12 protein-coding genes and 1 pseudogene are annotated in these 12,004 nt (G+C 69.7%); 6 read left to right on the forward strand and 7 right to left on the reverse strand.

The annotated features are described in order from the left end of the window. Positions 1-534 (forward strand): annotated as a pseudogene (locus tag ACFXJ8_RS11640) (hypothetical protein); the annotation flags it as partial. 60 nt (positions 535-594) lie between these two features. Then, on the forward strand, positions 595-1,236 hold the full coding sequence (locus tag ACFXJ8_RS11645; RefSeq protein ID WP_379643792.1) for a TetR/AcrR family transcriptional regulator: 642 nt from the start codon (positions 595-597) through the stop codon (positions 1,234-1,236). Between the two features lie 243 nt (positions 1,237-1,479). On the opposite strand, the gene ACFXJ8_RS11650 is transcribed toward ACFXJ8_RS11645, so the two are convergent. The 5 genes from ACFXJ8_RS11650 to ACFXJ8_RS11670 all read right to left on the reverse strand — a co-directional run bounded on the left by ACFXJ8_RS11650 (position 1,480) and on the right by ACFXJ8_RS11670 (position 4,177). Further along, positions 1,480-1,728 (reverse strand): hypothetical protein, encoded by a 249-nt coding sequence (locus tag ACFXJ8_RS11650; protein ID WP_379643793.1) that lies wholly within the window; start codon positions 1,726-1,728, stop codon positions 1,480-1,482. 52 nt (positions 1,729-1,780) lie between these two features. Next, positions 1,781-2,044, reverse strand: a complete 264-nt coding sequence (locus ACFXJ8_RS11655; protein ID WP_379643794.1) for a hypothetical protein — start codon at positions 2,042-2,044, stop codon at positions 1,781-1,783. An 82-nt stretch (positions 2,045-2,126) separates the two neighbouring features. Next, positions 2,127-2,969 (reverse strand): helix-turn-helix domain-containing protein, encoded by an 843-nt coding sequence (locus ACFXJ8_RS11660; protein WP_379643795.1) that lies wholly within the window; start codon positions 2,967-2,969, stop codon positions 2,127-2,129. A gap of 67 nt (positions 2,970-3,036) precedes the next feature. Then, positions 3,037-3,240 carry a hypothetical protein gene (locus ACFXJ8_RS11665; protein WP_379643796.1) on the reverse strand — a complete coding sequence of 68 codons (204 nt, stop codon included), beginning with the start codon at positions 3,238-3,240 and terminating at the stop codon, positions 3,037-3,039. A gap of 112 nt (positions 3,241-3,352) precedes the next feature. After that, positions 3,353-4,177 (reverse strand): GNAT family N-acetyltransferase, encoded by an 825-nt coding sequence (locus ACFXJ8_RS11670; RefSeq protein WP_379643797.1) that lies wholly within the window; start codon positions 4,175-4,177, stop codon positions 3,353-3,355. 160 nt (positions 4,178-4,337) lie between these two features. On the opposite strand from ACFXJ8_RS11670, the gene ACFXJ8_RS11675 reads away from it, so the two are divergent. Continuing rightward, on the forward strand, positions 4,338-5,201 hold the full coding sequence (locus tag ACFXJ8_RS11675; RefSeq protein WP_379643798.1) for an ROK family protein: 864 nt from the start codon (positions 4,338-4,340) through the stop codon (positions 5,199-5,201). Between the two features lie 435 nt (positions 5,202-5,636). Here the strand turns inward: ACFXJ8_RS11675 and ACFXJ8_RS11680 are convergent, their stop codons facing one another. Next, on the reverse strand, positions 5,637-5,849 hold the full coding sequence (locus tag ACFXJ8_RS11680; protein WP_379643799.1) for a hypothetical protein: 213 nt from the start codon (positions 5,847-5,849) through the stop codon (positions 5,637-5,639). Between the two features lie 194 nt (positions 5,850-6,043). Here ACFXJ8_RS11680 and ACFXJ8_RS11685 point away from each other — a divergent pair, with 194 nt between their 5' ends. Together ACFXJ8_RS11685 and ACFXJ8_RS11690 are read left to right on the forward strand one after the other, a co-directional pair. Further along, entirely contained in the window at positions 6,044-6,400 is a 357-nt protein-coding gene (locus ACFXJ8_RS11685) for a PRC-barrel domain-containing protein (protein WP_379643800.1), read from the forward strand. Positions 6,401-6,775: 375 nt separating this feature from the next. Beyond that, positions 6,776-9,412: a DUF6493 family protein gene (locus ACFXJ8_RS11690; protein WP_379643801.1), complete on the forward strand. Its 2,637-nt coding sequence runs from the start codon at positions 6,776-6,778 to the stop codon at positions 9,410-9,412. A gap of 385 nt (positions 9,413-9,797) precedes the next feature. On the opposite strand, the gene ACFXJ8_RS11695 is transcribed toward ACFXJ8_RS11690, so the two are convergent. Further along, positions 9,798-11,318 carry a hypothetical protein gene (locus tag ACFXJ8_RS11695; RefSeq protein WP_379643802.1) on the reverse strand — a complete coding sequence of 507 codons (1,521 nt, stop codon included), beginning with the start codon at positions 11,316-11,318 and terminating at the stop codon, positions 9,798-9,800. 470 nt (positions 11,319-11,788) lie between these two features. On the opposite strand from ACFXJ8_RS11695, the gene ACFXJ8_RS11700 reads away from it, so the two are divergent. Continuing rightward, entirely contained in the window at positions 11,789-11,917 is a 129-nt protein-coding gene (locus tag ACFXJ8_RS11700) for a hypothetical protein (RefSeq protein WP_379643803.1), read from the forward strand. Positions 11,918-12,004: the final 87 nt, after the last annotated feature.

Genomic DNA, 12,004 nt, shown 5'->3' on the forward strand with positions numbered 1-12,004 from the left:
GAAGGGCAGGAGGGGCAACCGCCTGCGGACCAGGAGGGCGAGGACGATCAGCCGCCCGCGGCGCGAGAAGGGCAGGAGGGGCAACCGCCTGCGGACCAGGAGGGCGAGGACGATCAGCCGCCCGCGGCGCGAGAAGGGCAGGAGGGGCAACCGCCTGCGGAACAGGAGGGGCTGGCCGACGGTGGCCAGATGCGGGATGGCGGGGGGCCCGGGTCGGAGGTCGGTGCAGAGCTGACCACCTACCTGGAGGAGCACCAGGAGGGGGCCACCTGGCTCGTCGCGGTCGGCAGCGCGGGACAGGCCGCCTCGCTCATCCTTCAGACCGGCAAGCCCGTGATCGCGATGGGCGGCTTCACGGGCGCCGACCCCGCGATGACCGTCGACCGGCTGCGGGAGCTCGTCGCCTCGGGACAGCTGAGACACGTGCTGACCGGCGGCGGAAGGGACCGAGGCGGCGCCGAGGTCACCGCCTGGGTGCAGGAGAACTGCGCGCCGGTGGACGGTCACGAGGGTCTGTACCGCTGCGCCCCCTGACGACTGAGACGGGGGCGACCTCGGGGCCGGACGTGCCTCGCCATCGGCTACTCTTGGCCGGTGCGACGTGCGGACGGTGCCCGAGGCAGCAGGGCGGACCAGGCTGACCAGCGCAGGGCCGAGCTGCTGGAGGCCACGCGCAAGGTCGTGCTCGAACGCGGCCTGGCCAACACGAGGGTCGCCGACATCGCCAAGGCGGTCAACGTCAGCGGCGGGCTCATCCACTACCACTTCGCCACGAAGGACGAGCTGATCACCGCCATGCTGCGGGCCACGCTCGACATCGAGAGCGCCCGGCTCGACCAGCTCGTCACCGGTGAGGGCGACGCCGTCGAACGCCTCGACAGGGTGCTGCGCTTCTACATCCCGCAGTCCCGCTCCGACCAGAGCTGGCTGCTGTGGATCGACGCGTGGAACGCCGCGCTCAGGGAGCCCGCCGTCCGCTCGATCGTGCTGGAGCTGGAGGCGACGTGGATGCGCGCCCTGGAGCAGGTGATCTCCGAGGGCGCCGACACGGGCGAGTTCACCTGCGAGGATCCCGCGGGGGCGGCCGAGCGCATCGACGCGATGCTCGACGGCCTCATCATCCGCTACACCCTGCACCCGAACGTGCTGTCTCGGCCCCGGCTGCTCGAACACGCGCACATGGCCGCCGCCCGCGAGGTCGGCATCTCCCCCGACGCCTTCACCCGCAGCCCGTGAGCGCGTCCCACGCGTGAAGGACCGCGTGAAGGACCGCGCCCCTCAACTCGGGTCAGCGCCCTGAAGGACCGCGTGAGGGACCGCGCCCCTCTCCTCGGGTCAGCGCCGCGTGAAGGACCGCGCCCGTCACCTTGGGTGAACCGGTCCGACGCGTAAAGGACCGCGCACCTTACCTCGCGACGCCTGGAGGACCGCGCCCGTCACCTTGGGTGAGCTGGTCCGACGAGTGAAGGACCCTGCCTCTCACCGCGGGTGAGCCAGGACACCGTCGTGCATCCGCAGCACGCGGTCGCACAGCGACGACAGCAGGACGGGGTCGTGGCTGACGACCACCACGGTCGTCCCACGGTCCACGGCCTGGCCGAGCAGCCGGGCGATCCCCGCGGCGGCGACCGTGTCCAAGCCCGAGGTGGGCTCGTCGGCGACGACGAGCGCGGGCTCTGCCATCGTCGCGCGGACGGTCGCCACCCGCTGGCACTGACCGGCTGACAACCGGGTGGCGAAGGAAAACCGTTGTCAACGGCGGTGTGCGCCCGGAAGGGCGTCAGGCGGGAAGGGCGGCCAGCAGGTAGGCCAGGCGGGCGGCGGCGCTGTCGACGTCGTCGATGGTGCCGAGCCGGTAGCCCCACGAGGTGACGTAAGCGCCCTCGGGCGAGCAGGTCACGGTCTCGGCCAGAGTGAGCGAGAAACGGTTGACGACGGACACGAACGCCGGCTCGCTGGCCAGTGCGAGGTTCTGGACGCGCAGGTCGGCATGGGTGCCCGCCGCCCTGGCGAATGCCTCGAGGCACAGCATGGTGTCCAGCATCGTGCATCACCTCCGCATCAACTGTGCGCTAGAGTTGCACGATCTTGCTGGGGAATGCAAGCAATTGTGGCGATAAATCTGACTATTGTTGCCCGTATCCGTTCAGGACGCGCATGATGACGGCCCTGCCCGCCTCGTCGAACTCCGCCACCTTGCAATAGTCCTCGAACAGGCGGCTGTAGAAGCCGATTTCGTGCAGCTCGGTCAGCCGCACCTCCTTGGTGCGCGTCGGCACCAGGACGATCTCCTCGTCGAACATCCAGAAGCCGGTGATCGGCGCCGAGGGCATGTCGTGCTCGAAGGGGATGATGCCGAGCCGGACGTTGGGCAGCGTGCTGACCGCGAGCAGCCGGTCGTACTGGCCGCGCATGACGTGGTCAGGGCCCATCTTTGTGCGCAACGCCCCCTCCGTCATGACGAAGCGGAAGGTGCGCGAAGGGTCGTAGAGGATCTCCTGCCGCTGCATGCGCACGCGGACGGAGGAGTCGACCGCCTCGCTGCTCTGGAAGGCGTGCTTGAGGCGGAGCAAGACGTTGCGCGCGTACTCGGCGGTCTGCAGCAATCCGAGGACGATGCCGCCCTCGAAGACCCGCATGGTCTTGGCCTTCGACTCCAGCTCGCGGATGTCCTCCTGGATGGAGGCCATGCCGCCGCGGTCCTGCTGCCCCCAGTCTGCCTGGCGTACGCCGAGGGAGACGGCCAGCGCGAGCACCTCGTCGACGGCCTCGGCGGCGGCGCCGACGGCCTCCGACCAGGCCAGAACGTCGTCCTCGGTTGCGGTCTGGCGGGCGTTCTCCAGGCGCGAGACCTTGGAGGCCTGCCACTGCAGGCGGGCGGCCAGGTCCTTGCCCGACAGCTTGGCCGCCTCACGAAGGTGCCGCAATCGGAGCCCGAGGTCGATGCGCGCCTGCTGGAACGTCGTCACGCCGACAGAGAGTAGCCCCGGGTCCGGCTGTCGAACCAGGGGCAGTGTCGCAATCGTGATCAAGCAGTCACAGCACTCGCCGGGCGATGTCGACCAGCAGTTCGCGTGGCACTTCCACCGCCCCCTCTCCCGCGAGGACGTCCCTGAGGTCGGCGAGTGCCTCCGGATCGGTGACCTGAAGGCCCTGGACGACGATGGTGCCGCGGTCGGTCTCGTAGAGGGTGGGGCACGCGCCCCCCTCTGACGTGGAACCGAGGAACCGCATGCGCATGGTGATCCTTCCCCGAACTGCATGACAATTGCGCGCAATTGTAGGGGTCGGATGTCTGTTTATGCCGAAAAATCGCCGTATTTGGTCTTAGTGGCGGGTCGCCCGGGGCGTGTCAGCCCAGCGCCTGCATCGTCGGTGTGAAGAGCCGGGTGTGGTCGCCCGGCAGATCGCCGCCGTGGACCATCGCGCTGGTGCTGAAGAAGTGCGCCACGCCGTTCGTGGCCGCCCACGCCACCAACTCGGGGTGGCGTTCGTCGAGGTCGAGCCGGACCGGCAGGTCGCAGCCCGCGACGAGGTCGGCGATGAGGTCGCATGCGGTGGTCAGGTCGTCGGCGACGACGGGGCCGACGACGAGCGTGTCGTCGTTGCGCCACACGGCCCCGAACCCGGTCACCCGCCCGCCGCGTTCGGCGACCCTGACGCGCTCGTGGAAGGCGGACATCCTGCGCAGCACCGCCGAACGGTCGGCGCCGAAACGGCCCGCGTCGAAGGCCACGATCGCCTCGATGTCGGCCGGATCCTTGACCTCGCGGGTGACGCCGGGGGCCCGCCCCGTGAAGTGGCCCTTGTGGGTGGCGACGGGGGTGACCGTACGGAAGCCGGACTGCTCGTAGAGGGGGCGGCCGTTCTCGGTCGCGTGCAACGACACCGTCCTGCCCGCCGCCCGCGCCATCACGTGGTCCATGAGCCTGCGGGCCATGCCCTGCCGGGCGTACCTGGTGGCGGTGAGCACCATGCTGATCACGGCGTGGTCGTCGCCGTACAGGGTGATGATGTTGGTCGAGGCGAGCCCGTCGCCGTCGGGGGCGTCGATGCCGTAGGCCTCCCCGACCTCCAGCAGGAAACGCCACTTGTGTGTCTCGGGACGCCAGTCGCGGCTGACCGCCAGCGCGGTGCAGGCGTCGAGGTCGGCTTCGTCCAGGCGGCGGATCTGCATGCGCCTCATCCTGGCGCAATCCGATGAACCACGACAAACCAGTTATCCACGGCACGTTTGCCGACCTTCGCGGGCATGCGGGTGCGCCCGCGTGGCCTCGCGCGAAACGAACCTCCCGGCTTCCAGCCCGGGAGCGCGTTACAGACGAGACGATAGGCGGATGGAGTGTGTAGTCGCGATCGATGTCGGCGGGACGACGATGAAGGGCGGGCTCGTCAGCGACGGGACCGTCCTCCACGCCGAACACCGCCCCACCCCCCGCGCCGAGGGCGCCGCCGCGGTGATCGCCGCGATCTCCGCCTTCGTCGCCGACCTCGCGGCACCGCGCGGAGAACTGCGGCCCACGGCGGTGGGCCTGGCCGTCCCCGGCCTGGTCACGCCCACGCACGCGGTCTTCTCCGCCGCGTTCGGCTGGCGTGACGTGCCCGCCGCCGCCTTCGCCGACGTGCCGCTGCCTGTCGTGCTCGGCCATGACGTGCGCGCGGCGGGCGAGGCCGAGCTGCGGTACGGCGCCGCCCGCGCCGTACCGAACGTGCTGTTTCTGCCCATCGGGACCGGCATCGCGGGCGCGCTGGCAATCAACGGCTCCCTGTACGGCGGAGCCGCGGGCTGGGCTGGCCAGATCGGCCACATCCCCGTGCACCCGGACGGGCTGGCCTGCGGCTGCGGCCAGCGCGGGTGCCTGGCCGCCTACGCGTCGGCGTCGTCCATCGCGGCCCGCTGCGGGGAGAGCTCGGCCGCGGCGGTGCTCGCGCGCACCGACCACGCGGCCCGCCAGGTGTGGGACGAGGCGGTGGACGCGCTCGCCCTCGCCCTGGCCACCTACACGCTGCTGCTGGATCCCGCGATGGTCGTCATCGGCGGCGGGCTCGCCCAGGCGGGGGAGGCACTGGTCGGCCCGCTGCGGACGCGCCTGGCCGCCCGCCTGGCGTTCAGGCACGCGCCCAGGGTGGAGGTGTCGGCGCTCGGCACCCAGGCCGGCCTCCTCGGCGCCGCCCTCCTCGCCAACCGCGCCACCGTCTGACCCCAGATGGCTGGGGTGTGCGCGGAACCGGTAGCTGATGTCTGCGGAGCTGACTCATCTGAACCAGCTGATCGGCCTCATCGATGTCGCGGTGTAGGCTCCGCTACCTCAGGCCGCACGATACCCCCCAGCCAACCCGTCACCCACACCGCGCTGGCGCGGGTGTTCCTTCTTGGAACCGTTGAGTTTCTCTTTCGCGAGCGCGCGCGCACCCGCACCTGGCAGGAAGACGACGTCATGGTCTACGTGGATCTCGCCTTCGAGATCCAGGATGGCGGAGCGGTGACCGGTGCCGAGGACCGCAGGGAGGCGGCGGTCACGCGACCCCGATGGTTCAGCGAGTCCTCCGATGCGCTGGACGAGGTGTGCGAGGCGCTGAGCACCATCCCGCTGCTGAAGCCCGATACTGACTCCGTTGAGCGTGACGGTGACCGGTCAGCCGCCCTGCGTGTGCACGACCTGCGCCAGCTGCACGCCGAGCTCGCCCGGGCCCACCGCTCTGGCCGGGCAGTGCGCTGCCGACTTCGCCGCCTGGGAAGCCGACCTGGCCCGCGCGCACGCCGACAGTCGCCATATGACCGACCGGGCCGAGCAGACCGACCACCTGGTCTCCTGTGGACCCAGATCGCCCACGAGCTGGCCCTCCACAGCCCAGTCCCCACAGCACTTTCGGCGCCTCGAACAAGGCGTCCCGACCCACTTCCTCATGGCCGAATGCGGGTCATCCCAGCACCGTGACCGGCAGATTTGCTCAATCCCGTGCGGGTAGAGGTGCCGCGACCGGCCCACCGTGGCGCCGGTCCGGGCGGCGCAATCTGCCACTGAAATGCATGGAGACGCATATGACGTACGAAATTTGGGAGTATCGGCCCTCGTCCAACTACAGCGCGGGCGCCAGCCTGGTCGGCTACAAGGTCGAGGCGACCGACGGTTCGATCGGCAAGGTCGACGAGGCCAGCGAGCAGGTCGGCTCGGCCTACCTCATCGTCGACACCGGGCTGTGGATCTTCGGCAAGAAGGTCATGCTGCCCGGTGGCACCATCGACCGGATCGACACCGAACAGGAGAAGATCTACGTCGACCGTACCAAGGAAGAGATCAAGAACGCTCCCGAGTACGACCCCGACAAAGGCCACGACGACGTGGACTACCGCGAGCGGATCGGCGGCTACTACGGCCCGTTCTACGGCGGCGCCTAGCCCCGATGCCGTGCCGTTGAACGGCAGATGTGGGGTTGCCGCAGCGGCGGGCGACAGGCGCGGCATAACCGTTGACGGGGTCCGTGCGTCGCGACTGCCGCTAAGGCCCACGGGGGCAGATGCGGCTCCTTCGGTGAGGGAACGGCACGGCGCGTGTCCTTGCACGAGGGGACGTCCAGCCCGGTGCGAACGGCATGCAGCGCGGTCGCGGAGGACCAGGGCGACGGCCAGCTTCCTGCCTGGAGTGTAGCGATCCGATGCCATCTTCTTCGGATCAGGTGCAGAGGCGAGCCACGCCGATTGTCGGTGAGGATCAATAGGCTGCGGGCCTATGATCGAGAATAGGTTAGGTCCGGCCCGTGTCGAGGCACCCGCATGAACCCCGTGCAGGAGGTGCTCGACCGCATCGAGACCGGCTCCGTCGCGAGCCTCGTAGCGCTGCTGGACGGCCTCGGCGACGATGACAAGCGTGCGGTGGCTCGGCAGTTGCCCGCTCATCTAAGCGAACGCGGGCGCGCCGGGTTCGAGGCCGAACGGCGGGTCGGGGAACTGGCGCCCCTCTACCGCCTGGCCGGGGCCGTCTGCCTGAGCGGGGCGGAACAGGTGGCGTCCTGGCTCAACCGGCGGGAACTGCGCTGGGTGGAGCCGGAGGCCGACGCCATACGCGTCATGTCCGTGCTCGGGAACCGGCCGGCGGAGTGGCGCCGCGACCTGGCCGTCCGCCTGGTGCGGCGGCTGCGGCCGACCACCGGTTCGACGTGGCGGCGCGTGCAGGCGCTGGGAAACTGGGACCTGGCCGCCGCACTGGTGATCGAGACGGACGCCGAGCCGCCGGAGAACGACGCGTTCGTGTCCGGGTGGGTGTTGCGGACGGCCGAGCGGCAGCGGACGAACGGAGGAGCCCCGGTGCTCGCCGACGATCGGCTGCTCGATCACATGCTGCCGCGCCTGTTCCAGGCGCAGGGCGTGGCGGACGGGCTGGACTGGAACCGTTGGGCGGACAGCCACACCATCATCGGCGAGCTGGTCGCGCTGGCCGGGACGGGCCGCGTGCCGCGCCAGGCGCTGCTCGACGGCTGCGCAAGCCGGTTCCTGGCCGGAGGCGATGCGGCTGAGGCCGACCCCTTCGTCGCGCTGTGGCGGGAGCTGAGGCCGGAGGTGGCCGAGATCCCGGTGGTCGACTTCGTGCGGCTGCTGCCGTCAGCGTCCTCGCCCGTCGTGCAGCTCGCGCTGGAGGAGCTGCATCGGGCGGAGTCCGCGGGAGCGCTCGACGATGAGCTGTTCGCCGAGGCGGTCCAGGCGTTGGCGTACCGGCCGGAGAAGAAGAACATGGCTGCCGCAGTGAAATGGATCGCCGACGCGCCCCCGTCCAAGGGCGGCGTCGCGGTGGCCGCCCTGGCGGCCGTGTTCGACGTGGACACGCCCAGCCAGCGCGAACGTGCGGTACGGGTCGCGGTCAAGCTCGCCCCGCACACCGCCGAACCCGCCAGGGAGGCGATCCGCGAGGCGGCCACCCGGCTGCCCGCCGACCTGCGCGAGCGGGTGGCCGCCGCCTTCGGCCCGGTGGACGAATTCCAGCCGGAGCCCGTGGCCGCTCCCAAGTTGACCGCGACGCCGCTTCCCACCCTGGCCCCGCCCATCGCCTCGGTGACGGAACTGGCCGCCGAGCTGGACATGCCGCTCTGGCCGGCGGATCCCGCGCGGTTCGAGCGCATCCTCGCCGCCCTGGTCAGGCTGACCCACCAGGACCGCGACGCCGTCGCGGCGGGGTTGCAGTCCTGGTGGCGGACGAACTGGCGGCACCCGTTCGAGGCGAGAACCTACGTGTACGGCGTCGCCGGCTTCGACGAGGACATCGGCTTCCTGCTGTCTCGCTGCGCGCTGGCCATCGTGTCGCCCGCGAACGGCCGCGAGCTGACCGCAATGCTCAAAAACGACAGCAGCCGCTGGCCGAGCTCCGAGCCCGCCCCGCAGCGATTCGTCCAGCGGCGTTTCCGTGAGGTCATGTCCCTGTTCGAGCGGGGTGAGACGATCCCCGTTCTGCTGGCCACGCCGACCTCGCCCACCGGGCACGTCGACGCAGCCACCCTCCTCGCGCGCATGGAGCGGCTGGATGACACCGAGCCGCTCGAGTTCGACTTCCTACAGGCGTTGCTGCGGTTGCCGCGCCAGATCGATCCGGAGCTGGTCGTGCGGGCGGAGAAACTGCCGTCGAAGGCGGGCCGGCGGCTGGCGGCCTGCCTGCGCGACGGCGGGCTGCCCCACCCCGTCGTGGCCTGGGAGCTCGATGCGTTCAACCGCCCGGCGACCTACCACGAGTCGCTGCAGGAGGCGCATGCCCGGCTCGCACCGCCTGAGGGCGTTTCCGGGCGGCTCGCCGAGCTCTGGACGCTGGCCCCCAAGACCGGCTATCCCGCCTTCTCCCGGAACATGGTGTGGTGGCCGCCTATCATGCCGTCCCATCGGGAGGCCGTGGCCGCGCACGTACTCGAGTGCCTGCCATGGGTCATGGACAGCACTGATGGCCAGGTGGAGGTCGTGGCCGCCCTGGCGCACAACGACGGCCCGGTGGGCATCGCGACCGCGAGCACGATCGTCATCGGCATGGGGCATCAGCTCCCTGCCCAGCGGGCCTTGGCCGCCGATGCGATCATCACGCTGGCCGCGTACGGGGAGCTGCCTGCGACCGACCTGGGCCGGGCCGTGGGCCACATGGTCCGCGGCGAGCAGGTCAAGCTCAACCGGATCACCGGCATCCTCGACGAGGTTATGGAGGCCGGGGCGCACTCCGAGGTGTGGACGGCCCTGGCGCAGGCGGTGCCGCTGCTGCTGCCCGGGCCCGGTGAGAAGGCCAGGGCGGGGCTGGGCGAGCTGCTCAAGGTCGCCGCGCGGGCGGCGGTGCGCGCTGGTGCGCGGGGCGACATACCGGGGCTGGCGGAGCTGGCCGCACGCAAGGGCTCGAGCCTGCTGATCCACGAGGCGCGGCGTCTGTACGAGGTGATCTCTGCCTGAGACGCCGCAGCCCCGCTCTGGCGTGCGACAACCTGAGCAAGGCGAAACGACCGCGCAGCGCGAAGCCGAGGCCGAGAAGGACCGGATTGAACGGCAGTGGCGGGACGACCTGAGGAAACGCGGGGAAGAACTGGGTCGGGCCCGGGCTGAGCTGGCCACCGAGAAGGCCACCGTCGGTCAGGCCAACCAGCTCCGGGACCTACGCGCGGCGCGGGCGCGGCTTCGATCGAGATCGTCAACTCCCGCATGGCGCATCTGCCCGACCCGCCCATCGCGGCCCGGCGCTCGGGTTGCCGTCACCAGGGGCAAAGTAGCTCTGCGTGACGATGGTGACGGCATGCGCTGCCGGGGTGGGGTAGCCGACCCAGACGATCTGGAACTTTCGTCACGTACGCGAGGAGGGGGCGCGATGGTGGCGACGTCTGGCAGGTCGTCGAAGACGATGCTGAAGGCGTCTGGTCCGGGCGCCCACTATCCGACCCAGGGCTCCGCTCGTCCGTCTGCGCGAGCGTTTTTGCGGGGCTTCTCCCCGCTCCGTCGGCGACTGTGCAATGGCCGCGTTTGGGGACGCCACCGCCATCGGTGCCGTCAAGGCCGACGCTCGGCTCCTTGCCATGACGAGGGCGGTCGACAAACAGATCAGTGGAATGGCTGGTATGACGTAGCGGACGTCGAATGCGGCCACGAAAGAGGGAGCCACGAGCAGCAGGGCTGCGGTCAGAGCGGGCAGCAGGACTTCTGGGCGGCGTTGTCTCAGCCCTGCGATCAGGGTGCCTGCGAGGATCAGGACCAGGACGGGGAAGGGAAGATAGCCGAATCGCTGGTAGTGGCGGAGCCAGCCTGCGTAGGGTTCGACGATGCGGGTTGCCGCTGGTCCCCCCTCGTATGATTCGGCGATCGGCTTGACGGAGTTCTTGAGCGGTCGTTCCTCGAAGGGGAACCAGTAGGGGTTGCGCCGTCGAGAGGTCTCCTCGCGTGAGGCGGTGCGTTCCCATCGCAGCAGCTGGTGGAGATCGGTACCCACGGCGCGCAGGTAGTCCCCGGGTTGGGCGAGGATCGCGGCCTGCGCGAAACGCTGGGCCAGCTCGTTTCGCTGCTGTCGGTCGACGCGCTGGAGTGGGGAGAAGGAGTCCCAGAGCCAGTGCGGCGGCAAGGGGCGCTGATCGGTGGGCATGGTGGGGCAGAGGGCGGCGATGTCGGTGCCGGGTTTGATCACCGAGCAGTCCGCGAAGGTCATCGTCCGTGACCAGAGGAAGGCGCCATCGGCTCCGGTGAGGGCGAATTTTCCGTTCTGGTCGGAGGACCAGGTGGCATAGGAGGCCAAGGGGATCGCTCCAGCCAGGGCCAGCGCTGCCACGTTTCGCCAATTGGCCCGCTTGACCAGCAGATATCCGATGGCGAGGACGAGCACGGGCAGCCCGATGGTGCGGGTGATGCCGGCCAGGCCGACGAGGAAGCCTGCGACGCCCGCGGTTGCAGGGCTGACTCGCCAGATCAGCAAGGCGACTCCGGCGCTGATCAAGACCATGAACAGCAGATCGGCCATGATCATGTGTTCGAGAAGGATGACGAACTCGTCGAACAGGAGGGGGAGAACAGCGAGTGTTGCCCCCCAGCCCGGCAGGCCGCGACGTCTGAGCAAGGCGTAGAGGGCAACAGCGAGAGCCAGGCCGAGCAGATGTTGAATCGCGGTCACCAGAGCGAGGCTGTGGGCGGGGCGGAGCACGGCCAGAAACAGGGAGTAGCCGGCGGGACGATAGGTGCCGGGCGCGAGGTCCTGCTTGAGGTAGGCGAAGGAATCAGCCCAAAACAGCAGGGCGGGAGGGTAGCCGAGCATCGCCGTCACCCGCAGGCCGAGGGCGAGGATCAGCGCGGCCAGGAGGGCCCGGTGGTGTCGCACGAGCACCGATCTCCTTAAACGAGCAGGTCAGAGCGGTCACACCGTATGCGATGGCACCTCGTGCCCAGACCTCAACAAGTAGCCCGACGGGGCCAAGGCCGTCTTCCCTTTGTGGCCCGGTACTCGGATCCGCGCCACCAGCCGCAACGTAGGCAGTTCTCCTGGCCGCAGCGGGTGAACAGGTGTGTGTTTTCGGCGAGGCTATGGCTCGAACACTGTGGGATAGGTCGGGCGCGATAATGAGGTGGCGGCGTTTCCGCAGGTCGTGATGCTTGAATCCACTTCTATGTCAAGCCGTACACGAGTTCGCGGTCACGCAGAGCTACTTTGCCCCTGGTGACACGGACCGGTGTGGCCGAGCTCGACGCCGATCTGCGGCACCGCCACCGCATCGCACGCTGCCAGCGTGCTGCCCCTGCTCGCCGGCGTGCGGCTCGAGATCATTTCGTGACGCCGGAGCGACAAGGTTTTTCCGCATGAAACGTGTCGCAGTCGTCGCCGTCGCGGCCATGGTCGCCGCGTTCTTCGCGGGTGGCGAGCAAGCTCAAGCCGTCGCGCCCAAGGACCCGGTCACGGCCTTGGAGAAGCAGTTCGCCCCTAGATGAATGAGTCCAAGGCATAGCTGCGGAGATAGGGCGAGGGCGCCCATCCTCAGTGTGTGACGACCGAACTGGACACCCTCGCAACCGCAC

It is taken from the genome of Nonomuraea sp. NPDC059194, assembly GCF_042754765.1.
Classification (GTDB): Bacteria; Actinomycetota; Actinomycetes; order Streptosporangiales; family Streptosporangiaceae; genus Nonomuraea.

Excerpts from the sequence above, each read along its gene's own strand:
- ACFXJ8_RS11685 (WP_379643800.1), top strand. The coding sequence starts at position 6,044 with ATGACGTACGAAATTTGGGAGTATCGGCCCTCGTCCAACTACAGCGCG.
- ACFXJ8_RS11675 (WP_379643798.1), top strand. The coding sequence starts at position 4,338 with ATGGAGTGTGTAGTCGCGATCGATGTCGGCGGGACGACGATGAAGGGC.
- ACFXJ8_RS11700 (WP_379643803.1), top strand. The coding sequence starts at position 11,789 with ATGAAACGTGTCGCAGTCGTCGCCGTCGCGGCCATGGTCGCCGCGTTC.
- ACFXJ8_RS11665 (WP_379643796.1), bottom strand. The coding sequence starts at position 3,240 with ATGCGCATGCGGTTCCTCGGTTCCACGTCAGAGGGGGGCGCGTGCCCC.
- ACFXJ8_RS11690 (WP_379643801.1), top strand. The coding sequence starts at position 6,776 with ATGAACCCCGTGCAGGAGGTGCTCGACCGCATCGAGACCGGCTCCGTC.
- ACFXJ8_RS11670 (WP_379643797.1), bottom strand. The coding sequence starts at position 4,177 with ATGCAGATCCGCCGCCTGGACGAAGCCGACCTCGACGCCTGCACCGCG.
- ACFXJ8_RS11655 (WP_379643794.1), bottom strand. The coding sequence starts at position 2,044 with ATGCTGGACACCATGCTGTGCCTCGAGGCATTCGCCAGGGCGGCGGGC.